This window comes from Streptomyces botrytidirepellens, from assembly GCF_003721215.1.
GTDB classification, from domain to species: domain Bacteria; phylum Actinomycetota; class Actinomycetes; order Streptomycetales; family Streptomycetaceae; genus Streptomyces; species Streptomyces himastatinicus.
Window position 1 is genome coordinate 13897 of record NZ_RIBZ01000164.1, and the last position, 16441, is coordinate 30337.

General features: G+C 72.3%; 12 protein-coding genes and 1 pseudogene. 4 read left to right on the forward strand and 9 right to left on the reverse strand.

Annotation, left to right across the window (positions count from 1 at the left end):
- Positions 1-12: 12 nt before the first annotated feature.
- Entirely contained in the window at positions 13-1293 is a 1281-nt protein-coding gene (locus tag EEJ42_RS12350; RefSeq protein WP_123099994.1) for a DUF1266 domain-containing protein, read from the forward strand.
- A gap of 4 nt (positions 1294-1297) precedes the next feature.
- Here EEJ42_RS12350 and EEJ42_RS12355 read toward each other — a convergent pair whose 3' ends face one another.
- The 7 genes and pseudogenes from EEJ42_RS12355 to EEJ42_RS12385 form a co-directional block, all read right to left on the reverse strand.
- Positions 1298-2026, reverse strand: a complete 729-nt coding sequence (locus tag EEJ42_RS12355) for a GntR family transcriptional regulator (protein ID WP_246096396.1) — start codon at positions 2024-2026, stop codon at positions 1298-1300.
- 86 nt (positions 2027-2112) lie between these two features.
- A complete protein-coding gene (locus tag EEJ42_RS12360; RefSeq protein ID WP_123099995.1) occupies positions 2113-3987 on the reverse strand; it encodes a bifunctional sugar phosphate isomerase/epimerase/4-hydroxyphenylpyruvate dioxygenase family protein in 1875 nt (624 codons plus the stop codon).
- Positions 3988-4000: 13 nt separating this feature from the next.
- Positions 4001-4999: a C-terminal binding protein gene (locus EEJ42_RS12365; RefSeq protein WP_123099996.1), complete on the reverse strand. Its 999-nt coding sequence runs from the start codon at positions 4997-4999 to the stop codon at positions 4001-4003.
- 8 nt (positions 5000-5007) lie between these two features.
- Positions 5008-5868, reverse strand: coding sequence for an isocitrate lyase/PEP mutase family protein (locus EEJ42_RS12370; RefSeq protein WP_123099997.1), 861 nt, complete (start codon positions 5866-5868; stop codon positions 5008-5010).
- 32 nt (positions 5869-5900) lie between these two features.
- Complete coding sequence (locus EEJ42_RS12375; protein WP_123099998.1) at positions 5901-7268, reverse strand: MFS transporter; 1368 nt, start codon at positions 7266-7268, stop codon at positions 5901-5903.
- 33 nt (positions 7269-7301) lie between these two features.
- A complete protein-coding gene (locus EEJ42_RS12380; RefSeq protein ID WP_123099999.1) occupies positions 7302-8129 on the reverse strand; it encodes an SDR family NAD(P)-dependent oxidoreductase in 828 nt (275 codons plus the stop codon).
- Positions 8130-8288: 159 nt separating this feature from the next.
- Positions 8289-9715: pseudogene (locus EEJ42_RS12385) on the reverse strand (hypothetical protein).
- An 88-nt stretch (positions 9716-9803) separates the two neighbouring features.
- Between EEJ42_RS12385 and EEJ42_RS12390 the strand changes: the two are divergent.
- From EEJ42_RS12390 to EEJ42_RS12395, 3 genes are all read left to right on the forward strand, one after another.
- Positions 9804-11204, forward strand: a complete 1401-nt coding sequence (locus tag EEJ42_RS12390; RefSeq protein WP_246096398.1) for an FAD-binding oxidoreductase — start codon at positions 9804-9806, stop codon at positions 11202-11204.
- Positions 11205-11312: 108 nt separating this feature from the next.
- Positions 11313-11393 carry a putative leader peptide gene (locus tag EEJ42_RS54620; RefSeq protein ID WP_373689238.1) on the forward strand — a complete coding sequence of 27 codons (81 nt, stop codon included), beginning with the start codon at positions 11313-11315 and terminating at the stop codon, positions 11391-11393.
- Positions 11394-11612: 219 nt separating this feature from the next.
- Positions 11613-12962, forward strand: a complete 1350-nt coding sequence (locus EEJ42_RS12395) for an MFS transporter (protein WP_246096400.1) — start codon at positions 11613-11615, stop codon at positions 12960-12962.
- A gap of 18 nt (positions 12963-12980) precedes the next feature.
- Here the strand turns inward: EEJ42_RS12395 and EEJ42_RS12400 are convergent, their stop codons facing one another.
- Together EEJ42_RS12400 and EEJ42_RS12405 are read right to left on the reverse strand one after the other, a co-directional pair.
- Positions 12981-14987 carry an RICIN domain-containing protein gene (locus EEJ42_RS12400; protein WP_246096402.1) on the reverse strand — a complete coding sequence of 669 codons (2007 nt, stop codon included), beginning with the start codon at positions 14985-14987 and terminating at the stop codon, positions 12981-12983.
- Between the two features lie 219 nt (positions 14988-15206).
- Positions 15207-16319, reverse strand: coding sequence for a class I SAM-dependent methyltransferase (locus EEJ42_RS12405; protein ID WP_184503052.1), 1113 nt, complete (start codon positions 16317-16319; stop codon positions 15207-15209).
- Positions 16320-16441: the final 122 nt, after the last annotated feature.

Here is a 16441-nt window from a genome sequence, read left to right on the forward strand (position 1 = left end):
GAGTCTCCTGTCATGGGTGACGGGGAGGGAATCGCGATCGGCCGGACGGAACACCAGGCGCCGCCCGCATGGCAGGCGCCGGGTGCGGTCGAGCGGACGCTGTACGAGGCCAAGCTGCGCGGTGACTGGCCCGCGTTCTTCGACGCGCTGGCCGAGGCGGATCTCTTCATGGCCGAATCCCGGGAGTGGGTCGACGCCCATCCGGGGAGGGTTCGGTCACACGGCTACTGGTACTCCCAGGTGCGGACCAACTGCCTGCCCCTCCTCACGGAGGGCATGCTGCCCGCTCCCGACCCGGAGACCGTGTTCACCTACGCCTCCCTGGACTGGTTGGCGGACAGCTGGCAGGACAGCGCCATCTCATGGATCGTGGTCAATCCGGGAAGCCCGTGCGAGGTGTTCTTCCCCGCGACACCGGCCCATCGCGCCCTGTGGCGGCAGCATGTGCAGCGCCTCGCGCAATGCGACTGCGGCCGGTCCCACGACAACATGCGACTGCGCGCCCTGGAGGGAGACATGGCGGCCTCGGGAGCGCTGGCGCACGGGCTGGGGCTGATCGGGCTGCTGTCCGTCAGCAACGGTGATCTGTGGAACACCAGGGCCTATCACGGCACGGGCTACACCGGTGAGAAACGGCGGCTCAAGGAGTGGTGGGGCATCACGAGCCGCGAGGAGTGGCGCAGCTGCCAGGAGCAGCTGCTGGAGGCGGACCAGGTCAGCGGCACCTGGGAGTTCGTACTCGGCGTCCGGCGGGCGTTGTCCCGGGAGTTCGGCGGACACGTCGAGGTGGACCAGTGGCGTAAGGCGGCCGAACAGGTGCTGCGGCGGGGCGCCGAGGGGACCGAGTACCGGCTGAGCGCCGACGGGGTGACCAAGGTCGGCCCCCGGGACAGCGCCGACGTGACGGCGCAGATCGCGGGAGTGCAGCGGCTCATCGGCCGGATCGCCCGCTACGAGAAGCGTTTCCGCGCCGACGGGCTGCTGGCGGAGGGGAAGTTCATCCCCACCGTGGAGGCATGGGATTACGGGCGGGCCGTCGGAATGGCCCGCTGGGGGCTGGGAGCCCGCTACTGCGACCAGCAGGAAGCCGAGAACGCGATCCTCCGTGCCGGCAGGCTCGGCCGGGCCAACTACCGTTCCTGGGAAGAGTTTTCCGCGTCCTACATCCTGGGCCGCTGCCTCCACTTCGACGAAGAGGAATTCGGCAGCTGGTACCAGGACATGCTGGAAGCGCATCGCATCCTCACCACCGACCCCACCAGCCCCTGGCTGACGATCCCCTGGAAGCAGTGAGCAGTCAGCTGGACAGGCCCAGCTTGCGGCGGAGGCCCGCCGCCTTGGACTCGGTGTCGCGGGCGGCACGGTCGCGCAGCGCCAGCACGTAGTTCTCGCGCGTCCGCATGATGTGCGCCTTCAGGATCTCCTCCAGTTCCGCCAGGCGTCCTTCGGCGAAGATCTCGACGATCCGCCGGTGTTCCTCGAAGGAGCGCGCCGGTTCCGTGGTGGCGAGGAAGGTGAGGTGGACGCGGAGGGCCGACACGCGGGCCAGGCTCATCTGGTAGGCGTCGCTGAGGTAGCGGTTGCCGCAGTGGGCGAAGAACGCCTCGTGGAAGGCGGTGTCGGCGATGCCGTACGCCTTGGTGTTGTTGCCCGCCAGGGCGTCGGTCATGGCCTCGACGGCGCGGCGCATGGCGGCGAGGGCGGCGTCCGGGTTGCGTTCGAGGGCGAGTTGGGCGGCGCGGATCTCCAGGGTGGTGCGGTATTCGCACAGCTCGAAGATCTCGTCCTCGGTGGGCTGGAAGACGTACGTCCCGGACTTGGGCACGATCTCGACCAGGCCCTGGAGCTGGAGCATGCGCAGGGCCTCGCGGACCGGTGTGCGGCTCACCCCGAGGACGGAGGCGAGGCCGTCCTCGGAGAGCGCCTCGCCGAGGTCGAACTCGCCGTCCACGATGGCCGCGCGGAGGCGGCGTGCCACCTCGGAGGCCAGCGACGAGGACCGTCCGCCGCCCGTCGTGCGTGCCATGCCTCTCCCAGCGATCGCTCCCACTCCGTCCATGGTGTCCATCGGTGTCCGTCAGTATCCATCGATATCCGTCGGTGTCCCGAACGCTACCGTAGCTTCCGTATCGCCGGATCCGGACCGGCCTGGGCGAGGGCGAGGCGGGCGGTGCGGTGGGCGGCCATGCGGACGGGGGCGTTGGGGGCGCCGTAGCCGGTGTACCGGCCGACGCGCTGGACGAGTTCGAAGAAGACCGCGCCGCCCAGGATCTCCGTGTAGCAGTGGAGGAACGCGCCGTCGGCGTCGCGGTCGTAGAAGATGCCCAGCTCCCGGAGGTCGGCGAGGAGCGCCGGGTCGGGGCCGAGCCGGGCGTCGAGGTCGTCGTAGTAGTTGTCCGGGACGGCCAGCAGGGGGGCTCCGCGGCCGCGCACGGCACGGGCGGTCGCCACGATGTCGTCGGTGGCGAAGGCGATGTGCTGGGGGCTGGCGACCGGCGGCGCCCAGTCGCCCCGGCGCAGCAGGGTGACCGACAGCGCGATGCGGACCCGCTCGGCGGGGTCGGTGAAGGCCCGGCTGCGGACCAGGCCGAAGGGGGCGGCGTATTCGGCGGTGGGCTGCGGGGTGAGGCCGAGGACGGCGCGGTAGAACAGCGTGGCCTCGTCGTAGTGGTCGAACGGCTGGGTGAGCGCGATGTGGTCGACGCGGGTGACGCCCGCGCCGGGCCGGTCCGGCGCCTCGGCGGCGGGCGTGAAGTCGGCCAGCCAGTCGTCCCCGGTGCCGCAGAAGAAGACCTCGGTGCCGTCCGGGGCCGCGATGGCGGCGAGGTCGGCCTCGGCCGGGCCCCGGGTGCGCGGCAGGACCGGTGCGAGCAGCGCTTCGGCGCGCGCGGCCGAGGCGCCCGGGTCGGCGGTGTGCAGGCCCAGGGCGCTGATCGCGCCGCCGGGGCGGGTGACGCCGGTGTTGAGGAGGAGCCGGGCTTCGCCCTGGGTCCACAGCTGGACGGGCTTGGTGCGGTGGTGGCCGGTGTGGGTGAAGCCGAGCCCGTCCAGCGCCCGCGCGATCAGCGGCCCGGACTCCGCGTCGACGGCGACCTCGGCGAACGCGACGCCGGTGGGCACGGACCCCGTCGGCACGGCCGGTACGGCGCCCGCCGACTGCACATGTGCGCGGCGGGCGGTGGCGTCCCGCAGCGCCAGCAGCGAGCGGTGGGCGTCGATGGCCGTGCGGCCCGGGTCGGCCTGGCGGAAGACGTCGTTGAAGACTTCCAGCGACAGGGGTCCGCGGTAGCCCGCGGCCAGGACGTGGGTGAGGAACGCGGACAGGTCCCAGGCGCCCTGGCCGGGGAAGAGCCGGTGGTGGCGGCTCCACTGGAGGACGTCCATGTCGAGGTGGGGCGCGTCGGCGAGCTGGAGGAAGAGCAGCTTCTCGCCGGGGATGTCCCGGATGCCCGCCGGGTCCGAGCCGCGGGAGAGGATGTGGAAGCTGTCCAGGCACAGCCCGAGCGCCGGGTGGCCGGCGCGGGCGACCACGTCCCACGACGCCTCGTAGGTGTTGACGTGGGCGCCCCAGGCGAGGGCCTCGTAAGCGATGCGTATGCCGTGGTCCGCGGCGCGCCCGGCCGCGGTGTGCAGCTGCCCGGCGAGCAGATCGGGGTCGGGGACCGCGTCCGGGGAGACCGAGGAGCACACCAGCAGGGTGTCGGTGCCCAGCTGCCGCATGACCTCCAGCTTCCGCTCCAGGCGGCCGAGGTTGGCGGCGAAGCGGTCCGGCGAGGTGGAGTCGAGGTCGCGGAAGGGCTGGTAGAGGTCGATGGACAGGCCGAGGTCGGCGCAGCGGTCCCGGATCGCGGCGGGGGCGAGCGGGGAGGCGACGAGGTCGGGTTCGAAGATCTCCACTCCGGCGAAACCGGCGTCGGCGGCGGCGGTGAGCTTGTCGTCCAGGGTTCCCGACAGGCAGACCGTGGCCACCGCTGTCGTGGGCGTCATCAGTGTCCTCCTGTCACCGGGCGATGCTGTGCGGGGCGGCGATGACACGGTGGTCGACGTCGTGGTTGACCAGGTAGGTGGGCAGCCGTCCCTGGGCGACTTCTACCACGTTGCGGGCGGTCTTCGTACGGATCTCGATCTCGGAGTCCTCCGAGTACCAGGCGGTGTGCGGGGTGAGGACCACGTTCTCGCACCGTGCCAGCGGGCTGTCGGGCCCGATGGGTTCGTGGGCGAAGACATCCAGCGCGGCTCCGGCGATGCGTCCCGAGCGCAGCGCCTCGATGAGCGCCGTCTCGTCCACCACCGGGCCGCGGGCGGTGTTGACCAGGCAGGCGGTCGGCTTCATGGCGGCGAACTGCCCGGGCCCGATCATCCCTTCGGTCTCCGCCGTCAGCGGGGCGTGCACGGACACCACATCGGCCTCGCGGCAGAGGGTGTCGAGGTCCACGAGCCGGACGCCGAGCGCCGCCGCCCGGGAGACGTCGGGATAAGGGTCGTGGGCGAGGAGGGTCATCCCGAAGCCGCCCATCTTCTCGGCGAGCCGCTGCGGGATGCGGCCGAATCCGACGAGCCCGAGGGTGCGTCCGCGCAGCCGCCGCAGCGGTTTCGCGACGGTGTAGTCCCAGGTGCCGCGGCGGATGGCGGCGTCGTAGCGGTGCAGTCCCCGGGCGAGGGTGAGGATCTGCGCGGCGGCGTGGTCGGACACCTCCTCCAGGGAGCCGTCCGGCACGTTGGCGACGGCGATGCCCTCGGCGGTCGCCGCCGGGACGTCGATGGTGTTGAGCCCGATGCCGTAGCGGGAGATCACCTGGCAGCGGGTCAGGTGGCGGATGACCTCGGCGGTGACGGGGGCGTACTGGTTGATCACGGCGTCGGCGTCGGCGCAGATCTCGATCAGCTCGTCCTCGGTGCGGGCCTGGGCGGGGACGACGGTGAGTCCGGCGGCTTCCAGGACCTGCCGCTCGGGCTCGAGGTCGGCGAATTCGTAGTCGGTGACGACCACGGTGAACATGATGGCGCTCAGCTCCCGAAGCGGTGGTCGAGGTCCTGGTGGAAGCCGAGGTCGACGAGGTCGCAGAACTCGGCGTAGGTGTGCTGGGCCGGGCCGCCCGCGGGGGTCCCGGCGGTGCGCAGGTGGTCCAGTGCGTCGGCGACCGCGCGGGTGGCGGTGAACAGCGCCGTGACCGCGTAGAAGACGATTCGGAACCCCATGTCGGCCAGGTCGGTGGCGGTGAGCCGGGTGGTCTCGTTGCCGTCCACGATGGAGACGACCTTGGGTCCTTCGACGGCCTTGGCGACGGCCTCCACCTCCTCGACGCGTTTGATGCCGTCGACGAAGACCAGGTCGGCGCCCGCGTCCCGGTAGCGGTTGGCGCGGCGTACCGCCTCCTCGATCCCGGCGGCGGGCAGGGCGTCGGTGCGTCCGATGACGAGCAGGTCGTCGCCGCCCCGGGCCTCGACGGCGCAGGCGATCCGGGCGGCGCTCTCGTCCTCGTCCGTCAGCCGGATGCCGCTCATCTGGCCGCACCGCTTGGGCGCCACCTGGTCCTCCAGGTGGATGGCCGCCACCTGGGCCTGGAGGTACTCGCGCACGGTGCGGTGGATGTTGGAGGGGCCGCCGTAGCCGGTGTCGGCGTCCGCGATGACCGGGATGGTCACGGCGCGGGTCATGTTGCGGGCGTGTTCGGTCATCTCGGTCTGGGTGAGCAGTCCGATGTCGGGGGTGCCCAACCGGCTGGCCGTGGCCCCGAAGCCGGTCATGTAGACGGCCGGGAAACCGGCGGCCTGGACGAGGCGGGCCGTGGCCGAGTCGGGCGCGCCCGGGGCCTGGACGATGCCGGGACCGTTCAGGAGGGCGTTGAGCGACGTGGCGGCTGACACGGTCGGCTCCTTTCGACGGGACGCGGGGGGCGTCAGCGGGCGGCGGCGGGTGCGTCGGCCACCGCCGCCGGGCCGGTTTCGGAGCCGGGCTGCCGCGCGGGGCTGCGCCACAGCAGGATCAGCACGACCGAGACGGCCAGGGACACGACGGGGATGAGCAGGCCCGCGGTGACGGTGTCGCCGTCGGTCTCCTTGCCGACGATGTACGGGCCGAAGAACCCGCCGAGGTTGCCGATGGAGTTGATGGCGGCGATGCCGACGGCAGCGTGGGTCTTGGACAGGCTGTCGGTGGTGAGCGCCCAGAACGGCGGCAGCCAGGCGAAGGCGCCGATCCCGGTCACCGCGAGCGCGACCACCGCGAGTCCCGGCTGGTGGCGCAGGGCGATCACCGCGGCGAGGCCGACGGCCCCCATGGCCAGCGGCACGGCGACCAGGTACTTGCGCTCGCGGGCGCGCTTGGACAGCTGGGCGGTGACCAGCAGCGCGAGCGCGGCGCAGATGTAGGGGATGGCGGCGGTGAAGCCGATGTTGGTGGCCGAGTAGGCGGGGTTGATCTGCTTGATGATCAGCGGCAGGAAGAGGTTGAACCCGTAGGTGCCGATGGCGAGCGCGAGATGGGTGGCGGCCAGGTGCAGCACCCGGGGGTTCCGCAGGGCGGCGAGCTGCGCCCGTACGCCCTCGTCGTGGCCGGTGCCCTGCTCGGACTCCAGGGAGCGGCGCAGCCAGTCGCGGTCGGTGGGGGCGAGCCAGCGCGCGGTCGCCGGGGAGTCCGGGAGGAAGGCGTACGTCACGACGGCCATCAGGACCGCGGGGACGCCGGTCAGGATGAACAGCCAGCGCCAGCCCGCCATGCCGAACCAGCCGGTGTGGTCCAGGATCAGGCCGCCGAGGAGCCCGCCGCAGATGAACGAGATGGGCTGGGCCAGCACCAGCCAGCCGAGCGCGACGGCCCGGTCGCCGGAGCGGAACCACAGGGTGAGGTAGACGATGATGCCGGGGAAGAAACCGGCCTCCGCGACGCCGAGCAGGAAGCGCATCACGTACAGCATCTGCACGTTGGTGGTGAACCCGGTGATCACGGTGATGATCCCCCAGGTCGCCATGATGCGGGCGAGCCAGGCGCGGGCGCCGAAGCGGCGCAGCAGCAGATTGCTCGGCACTTCGAAGAAGAAGTACGCGACGAAGAAGATCGAGGCGGCGAGGCCGTACGCGGCGGCCTTGATGCCCAGTTCGGTGCCCATGCCCAGCTGGGCGAAGCCGATGTTGGTGCGGTCGACGTACGCGATGACGTAGCCGACGGCGATGAGCGGAAGGATGCGCCAGGAGATGCGCGAGACGGCTGCCCGCTGCCCGGCCTCGTCCAGAGTCGTGGCGGGGGTGCCGCTGGGTGCGTGTGTCATGTGCTTCCTCGATCGTGCAGGGAGGAGGGCGGCTCAGCTCATGATCAGTCCGCCGTCGATGTTGACGGCCTGGCCGGTCATGTAGTCGGAATCCGGTGAGCAGAGATAGAGGGCGAGGCCCGCGACGTCGTCCGGCGTCTGCGGGCGGCCCATGGGGACGACGGCGGTGCGCCGCTTCCACGCCTCGCCCGTGGTCCACCCCTCGGTGGCGGACCACTCCTGGTCGATCTGGCGCCACATGTCGGTGCCGACCAGTCCGGGGCAGATGGCGTTGACGGTGATGTCGGGCGCCAGCGCGTAGGCCGCGGTCTGGGTGAGGCTGATGACGGACGCCTTGCTGGCGCGGTAGTGGGGAGTGAGGGGTGCCATCGCGCCGGCGCCGTACCGCCCGGCGATCGACGACATCGTGATGATCTTCCCGCGCGGACGGGCGCGGTCGGCGGCGTCGGCGGCGCTCAGGGGTTCCTGCGTGCGCATCCGGGCGGCCGCGGCCTGCATGGTCAGGAACGTGCCCTTGACGTTGACGGCGAACGTGGCGTCCCAGTCGTCCTCGGTGATGTCCAGGAAGGGCTTGACCTGCACGATGCCCGCGTTGCAGACCATGACGTCGAGCCGCCCGAGGCCGTCGGCGGTGCGCCGAACCATCTCGGTGCAGTCGGCGGCACGGGTCACATCGCCCGCGACGGCAAGCGCCGGGCGGCCGAGAGCGGCCGCTTCGGCCGTCACGGCCTCGGCGCGGGAGGTGTCGCGGTCGATGACGGCCAGGTGCGCGCCCGCCGCGGCGAGCCGCAGGGCGATGGACCGTCCGATGCCGCGCCCGGCACCGGTGACCGCGACGCAGAGACCGCTGAGGTCTGCCACTCTCGTCCCTTTCGCCGGAGCGCCCGGCCGGAGAGGGTGGGCAGGCCGGGCCGCTGAGACTGGGACACTAGGGTTCGGCAATCTGGGATACAAGATGTGTGCACGAGATTGCGCGCGCGATGTGTCGCACTGTGGTGCGGGCCGGGCCGCGGGGCTGTGTCACCCTCCGCCGAAGTCTCCCCCGCCGAAGCCGCCGCCGAAATCCCCGCCGAAGTCGCCCGAGTCGAAGTCGCCGCCCGAGTGGTCGCCGCCGGAGTAGTCACCGGCCGGACCGGCGCCGTAGTAGTCCCCGTACGCGTAGGGCGAGCCGAGCGAGGTGCCGAGCAGGGTGCCCACCAGCAGGCCCGGCAGCAGCGCGCCGCCGAAGTAGCCGGACGCCCAGGGGGCGTAAGTCGGTCCGGCCTCCCAGTACGGGCGCCGCCCCCGCGGGGTGTCGACCTCCCGGGCCATCGGCTCCTCGCCGTCGTCCAGCCGGGCGGCGTCCGCCGCGCAGACCGGAACGGTCCGCTCGGAGGTGCTGCCCGTCGGGGTCCACCGCCGGTCCTCGACCGAGGGGCCGTGCCGTGGGTCGAAGAAGCACGGAGGACGGCGCTCCGGCAGCGGCTTGCCCTCCAGCCGGGCCTCCAGGGTGGNTGCCGTGGGTCGAAGAAGCACGGAGGACGGCGCTCCGGCAGCGGCTTGCCCTCCAGCCGGGCCTCCAGGGTGGCGAGCGAGAACCTGCCGTCCTCCAGCGCCTCGGTCACGTCCCTGACCTCCCTGGGGGACTGCGCCTTCTCCATCACCGTCTTCGCGTGCTCGTAGGAGTCCAGGGCCTGGGTGTAGTCCTCGCGCATCGCGTCGTCGGCCTTCGGGGACGCCGGTTCGAAGCCGATCCGGGTCAGTTCCTCGCCGAAGGCGGTGATGTCCTCGTCCACCACCGGGCGGAGCTGCTCCAGCCGGGCCCGCTCCTCCTGCTGCCGCCGCCTGGTGACGCGCCTGCTCACCAGGAAGGTGCCGCCGACGCCGACGATGACCAGCACGCCGAGCGTGACCAGCAGGCCCAGCGCGCCGGTGCTTCCTTTGGGCGTGGCGGCGTTGTCCCACGTGGCGGGCGCGTCACCCTTGGCCTGCTCCACGGCCTGGTCGACGAAGTCGGTGAGCATGGCCCCGGAGTCGCCCGGGTGGGACCGCTGCGCGGCGCCGGTCAGGTTCTCCACGGCGTCGCGGGACAGGACGGAGCGGTCGGCGCCCGCGTCGAAGCGGTCGCCGAGCGCGACCGCGTACACGCCGGTGACGCCGACCTTCGTCCGCAGGTCCTGGAGCAGGGTCGACCGGTCGTGCTTCTCGGCGGCGGGGAGCGCGACGGCGAAGACCGGCTTGCCCGCCTTCTCGATCTTCTGCGACAGGGCGTCGGCCTCGCTCCGGGGCAGGATGTCCCGGGCGCGGGGATCGACGTAGACCGGCCCGTTGCGCAGGGACGCCGCCGCGGTGTCGAGGGAGTCGGCGGCCCGTGCGCCGGGAGCCGCGGCGACGGCGGCGAGCAGCAGCGCTGCCACCACCAGAGGAAGCACCAGCGCCATCCGGAAGACGCGTCGTACGGTCTTCATACCTACGACGCTAGCCCATATTGCGCACATTGCGAGCTTTGGGGGATTTTCTCATGCGGCATGGATGCCGGTACGTATGCCGGAACGGATGCGACGACAGGGCGGGGGTCCGGGCGTGCTGATCGACGAGCTGCGACAGGAGCTGCCGGACGGGCGGCTGGTCGAGGACCCGCACATCGCGGCCGGGTTCGCCCACGACGAGGCGGAGTGGGCGCCGTACGGCACGCCGCTCGTGGTCGTACGGCCGCACACGGCGCGGGAGGTGCGGTCCGTGGTGCGCGCCTGTCTGCGGTACGGCGTCCCGCTCGTCACCCGGGGCGCCGGAACCGGCCTGTCCGGCGGTGCCAACGCCATCGAGGGCTCTGTCGTGCTCTCCACCGAGCACATGAACACCGTCCACGAGATCGACCCCGTGGAGCGGCTCGCGGTCGTCGGCCCCGGCGTGGTCAACGACGATCTGCGGGCCGCGTGCGCCGAACACGGGCTGTGGTATCCGCCGGACCCGGCCAGCGCGCCCTGGTCCACCATCGGCGGCAATGTGGCCACCAACGCGGGCGGGCTGTGCTGCGTGAAGTACGGCGTCACCCGCGACTACGTCCTCGGGCTGGAAGCCGTGACCGGCACCGGTGAACTGGTGCGGCTCGGCCGCAGGACGGCGAAGGGCGTGGCCGGGTACGACCTGGCGGGGCTGATGGTCGGCTCCGAGGGCACGCTCGGGGTGATCACCGAGGTCACGGTGCGGCTGCGCCCGCGGCGGGAGGCGGAGCGCACGGTCGCCGGATACTTCTCATCGGTCGTGGCCGCGGGCCGCGCCGTCACCGCGGTCGGGGCCGCGGGGCTCACCCCGTCCGCGCTGGAGCTGATCGACCGGCACTGCCTGGCCGCGGTCGACCGGTGGAAGAACATGGGGCTGTCCGTCGACGCGGACGTGGTGCTCCTCGGGCGTACGGACGCGCCGGGCCCGGCCGGGGCGCAGGAGGCGGAACGCATGCTCGCCTGCTTCGAGGAGGCGGGAGCGACCTGGGCCGCGCAGTCCACGGACCAGGAAGAGGCGGACGCGCTCTTCGCGGCGCGACGGCTCGCCTACCCGGCGCTGGAGCGACTGGGCCCGGTGCTCACCGAGGACGTGTGCGTGCCCAGGGCTGCCGTACCGGAGATGCTGGCGCGGATCGAGCGCGCGGCCACCCGGCACGACACGCTCATCGCCAACATCGCCCACGCCGGTGACGGCAACCTCCATCCGCTGCTGATCACCCAGCCCGGCGACACCGCGGCTCGGGAGCGCGCCCAGGCCGCGTTCCGCGACATCATCGCCGACGCCATCGACCTGGGCGGAACGGTCACCGGCGAGCACGGGGTCGGACTGCTGAAGCGGGACGGCCTGGAGCAGGAACTCGCACCCGCCGTGCTGGAGATGCACCGCGCGGTGAAGGCGGCCCTCGACCCGCACGGGATCCTGAACCCCGGCAAGGTCATCGGCCAGGGCTGAGCGGTTGGCGGCCTCTTCGAGGTCGTCGGGCCGCGGCCCGTCCCAGTCGGTGAGACCGTTCCGGTGACACCTTGAGCCGGGTGTCGGGGGCCGACCATACTGTCGGCCATGTCGAATGCTGCCGGCCCGCTCGTGGAACGCCTCCACGTCGATCTGTGCCGCCAGTCCAGCGCCTGCTGTCGCCCCTGACCCCGGCTCCCCCGCGGACACCCACGCCTCCGGCTCCGTAGCCGGGCCGGCTGTCTTCTGACGTTTCCGTCACCTCACGTCCGCCCGTGGGGCGTTCACACCGCAGCCGCTGTCCTCCCCCATCGCACCCCATCGCACCCCGCCGCCGAGGCCGGTGTGCGCGCTGTCGTGCGCTCACGCCTGCCTCGGCGCCCCGGCATGCAACGAAACGGCTCCCCCATGTCCGATACGTCCCGACGGCCGCTTCGTACCGTGGTGCTGTCCAGCCTCCTGGGCACCACGGTGGAGTGGTACGACTTCTTCCTCTACAGCACCGCCGCGGGCCTCGTCTTCGGCGATCTGTTCTTCCCCACCGGCAACGACACCGTCGGAACCATCCTGTCCTTCGCCACCTTCGCGGTCGGCTTCCTGGCCCGGCCCATCGGGGGCCTGCTCTTCGGCCACATCGGCGACCGCATCGGCCGCAGACGCACCCTCGCCGTCACGATGAGCGTGATGGGCGGCTCCACCACTCTCATCGGGCTGCTGCCCACCTATCAGCAGATCGGCATCTGGGCGCCCGTCCTCCTGCTCATCCTGCGCGTGGCGCAGGGCGTGGCGCTCGGTGGCGAGTGGGCCGGTGCCGTGCTGCTGTCCGTGGAGCACGGTCCGCGCGGCCGCGAGGGCCGCTACGGCAGCTACCCGCAGATCGGGCTGGCCCTCGGACTGGCGCTGGGAACCGGTGTGTTCGCGCTGCTCAGCAATGTGCTCAGCGACGACGCCTTCCTGAGCTACGGATGGCGGGTGGCCTTCCTGGTGAGTCTGCTGCTGGTCGTCCTGGGGATCACCGTACGGCTCAAGGTGGACGAGACTCCGGCGTTCCGCCAGATCGAACAGCGGCAGGCGGCGTCCCGGGTCCCGCTGGCACAGCTGCTGAGGAACCCGGAAACCCGGCGGCACACCGTGCTGGGCATGCTGGCCCGGTGGGGCGAGGGCGCCGCGTTCAACACCTGGGGTGTGTTCGCGATTTCCTACGCCACCTCGACGCTGGACCTGCCGCGCACCCCGGTCCTGCTCGCCGTCACCTTCGCCGCGCTGCTGATGGCCGTCCTGATCCCGCTGTCCGGCTCCCTGGTGGACCGGCAGGGCGCGCGTCGGATGTACATGCTGGGCATGGCGCTGTTCGGGCTGAGCGTGTTCCCCGCTTTCTGGCTGTTCCATGCCACCGGCATCTGGGGGTTCGCCGCGGCGATCGCGCTGACCCTGGGCGTGGTCCACGCCTCGTTCTACGGGGCCCAGGGCACCCTGTTCGCCTCCCTGTTCCCGGCGGAGGTCCGGTACACCGGCATGTCCGTGGTCTACCAGCTGTCCGGTGTCTACGCCTCCGGCATCACACCGCTGCTCATGACCACCTTCCTCGCGTTCGGCCACGGCGCCCCGTGGATCGCGTGCGGATATCTGGCGGCCACCGCGGTCGTCAGCGTCTGGGCGGCCTCGCGCATCCGGCCGTCCGACGTGTACTTCGCGTCCGGGACCGCCGACCGGCCCGCGCACTCCACGGCCACGCGGTCGGCGGTGGCCGTGGAGTAGCGCCTTCGTATCCCGTCCTCAGTGGTGGCCCCCTCGCCCCCAGCCGCGGTCGTATCCGGCCCGGTCCGGGGGCCAGGGGGCTTGCCCGTGCTGCCCGTACTGCCCGGGCCACCCCTGCCATCCGTACTGGCCCGGCCGGCCGTGCCATCCCTGCTGTCCCTGCTGGACCTGCTGTCCCTGCCGGCCGTACCAGGAGGCCGCCTGCCGCGGGGGCGGACCCGCCGGGGGCTTGGGGCGGTGCGGTTTCTTGGGCGCCGGGTGCGACCGTTTCGGTGGCGCGGACCGATGCGCCGGGGGCTCGGGCGTGTGCGCCGGGGGCGCGGTGCGGGCGGGCTTCTTCGGGCGGACGACGGACACCTGACGGGGCGCCGTCTCCCGGTCCGGGCGGGCCGTCTCGGTCCGGTACCGGTTGTCGTCCGCCGCGCCGCCCGCCAGCCAGCGCTGCGCCGTCGCCGAGTCGTCACGTGTTTTCAGGACCAACGCGGCCCCCTTCTCCGTGGAGTCCGGGGTCAGGGCCAGCTCCTGGTTCCAGCGCGGCACCAGGGTGCCCTGGAGGGTGAAGTCGTACCGCACGTTCGCGGCGTCCCGCCGTGAGGTGGTCTCACAGGGGCCCAGCCGGATGGAGAAGCTCAGCCGGGAGTTGAGGCAGAGTTCGGGGGAGGCACCGCTGCGCAGCAGGCCGTCGGCCTCGTACGACCACTGCTGGGTGTCCGCGGACGTGCAGGGTGTGGCCACGGTTTCGGCGCCCGCCGCGGGCTTGTCCCCGACGATGTCGAGGCACAGCCCGCTCGCCGCGTCGCGCAACCGTCCGCGCAGGGTGTCGGCCGGGCGACCGTCGGCACCGATCCACGAGGGATCCGAACCGGGGGCCTTCGTGTCACCCGCGCCCGGCGTCGTGGACGGGGTGTCGCGCTCGTACGCCGCGTCCTCGCCACCGCCGGACGGGAGGACGGAGGCCACCGCCACCGACACCAGGACACAGCCGCTGGCCGCCGCCACGAAGAGGAACCGGCCGCCGGTGAGCCGCGGCCGCCTTCCGCGGGCCGCCGCACGCGCCCCTGGACGAGCCGCCGGGAGCGCCGCCGGGAGCGCCTTCCACCAGGGGTGTTTCCGCGCCGAGTGGCGAGGGCCGCCGCCACGTGGCGGGGTGCGGGGCATGGGAGGAGGATCCACGGCCGTGGCCGGGTCGGGGATGCGGCGGCCCGGCCGGGAGTCGAGATACTCCCGCGCGCCCCACCCCAGGACCGCCTCGGCGAGCAGGACGGCGGGCCGTCCGGTGGAGTGGTCCAGCTGGTCGGCGGCATGACGGCAGTGCTCACACCTGGCCAGGTGCTGCCGCAGATCGGGGTCGAGCCAGGTGTCGCCGCGGCGGAGCGAGACGTCCAGCAGTCGGCTGTAGTGCCGGCACTCCTCCTCGGGGGCCGTGTCGCGATGGGCCTCCAGGCAGGCCTGACGCCAGCGCAGACGGGCCCGCTCCAGCTCGCCGGGGGCATCGTCGTGCAAGCCCAACAGCCCTGCCGGTACGGCGAGTTGCTCGGCCTCGACCTCCGTGTGCCACAGCAGACAGCGGGCCGTCTCCGGGAGTCGCTGGAACGCGCGGAACACCAGGCGTCTGTTCTCCGGCGGACGGAGCCGCCCGTCCCCGAGCCCCCGCGCCCCGAAGTCGGCCCGCAGGCCGGGATGGAGCAGCGCGCCCCGCGGACCCGTGTTCCACTCCTCCGCTATGCCCCGCACGGTGGCCAGCACCCGTGGCCGCCACGCGGTGGCCGGTGCGGTCCGCCGCAGCGCCTCCCCGAACAGCCTGGTGAACGCGGCGGACGTGAGGATCCCCGCCGGGTGGGTGCCCGTGGTGCACAGGCTCGCGTAGGAGAAGGCCGCCTCCCAGTGACGGCCCAGCAGCTCCCCGACGGGGTGATGCTCGGACAGTTTCCCCGAACCCTTCTTGAGTTCGGCCGTGAGCTGTTCATCCGTCACGCCGAACAGGGGGGTGGGGGTCAAGAAGTCCGTCAGGGCGGCATCGTTCACGTCTTTTCCCTTTCACAGGGCAGCGAGAAAAGTCCGTACCAATTAGGGGTGTCGGCCCTGCCGGCGGCGCTCAGAAACACCTGGCCCACGTGGCGACACCTGCACCTTTGCATACGGAACCGATGCGGAACAAGGGACTTCACATTTTTGGAGTTCGAGCCCTACCAAGGGCCACTGAGGTGGCGATTTACGTTGCGAAATGCAAAGTGGCGAACGAATTCACCCATTGCGCCGGGCTACCAGACGGTAGGCATTGGACACCTTCCCCAGCCCGGCCAGTGGCTTGAGCAGCAGCCGGTCCAGTGTGGTGGCCACGACGAGGGCGGGAACGGCCGCCACCAGGCCCGCGCAGCGCAGCAGCCACCGCGCGCGACCGGGCGGCTGGGCCAGCCAGGGGGCGTCGTCGGGCGGCAGGACCGCGTTGGCCCCCAGCCACACCGCGCCCAGCAGGTCGACGGTGTCGGACGACTCGCGGTGCTGTTCGAGGACCACGGTGAAGCCGAGCGCCTCCAGCTCCTTCCGCAGGCCCGCCACCGGGAGGAAGTACAGGTGCTGGGGCTGGAGCCAGGGCAGCCAGAAGCGGCCGAAGAGGCGGGCGAACCAGCACTCCGGGTCGGGCACTTCGATGAGCACATGGCCGCCGGGTCCGAGGGCGCGGTGGGCCGCGCGGAGTTCCGCGCGGGGGTCCGTGCTGTGCTCCAGGTAGTGGAACATGCTCACCACGTCGTAGCGGCCTGCCAGCCGCTCCCCGGCCAGCTCCGGGAAGCTGCCCCGGATGCCGTGGTCGATCCGCCCCTCCCGCTCGGCCAGTTCGACGCCCTCGGTGAAGTCCAGCCCGTCGAAGACGGTGTCGGGGAAGACGGTGCGGGCCACTTCGGGGAAGTGGCCGTGGCCGGTGCCGACGTCGAGCCACTTCGCCGGGGCGTCGGCGGAGGGCTTCAGGGCCTCCGCGCGTCGGCGGTACATCTTCTGCCGCCCCGAGAAGACGTTGCCCATGCCCTCCTCCCCCAGGCCGTCGTAGAAGTCGCGGTAGTAGAACTCCAGCCCGTCGCCGTTCAGCCGGGGGTTCTGGAACACCAGCCGGCAGTCCCGGCACGTGTCCAGCCGGAAGCGGCCCGGCTTGTTCTGGAATCTGTCCTTGGTGCGCAGCCGCCGCTTCAGCCGGGTCGAGCCGCACCACGGGCAGTCCGTGCGGCGCGGCTCGAAGAACCGCTCGGTGCCCTGGTCCAGGTCGGCCTGGTAGCGCGGCCGGAGGGCGGCCACGGCCTCGGCGCGGGACGGCCGCGGGGCTTCCGCGCCGAGTGTGTCGGAGGTGGCGTTGTCCTGGCTCATCGTTCCCCCTCGGGGGTCGTGGTGGACGGGGTGGTGGCCGCGGTGGCGGCCAGTCGTTCCAGGTGGGCGGCGGCCGCGCGGGCGCCGCCCGCGGCGCGGAAGGACGCGCCGACGCGCTCGGC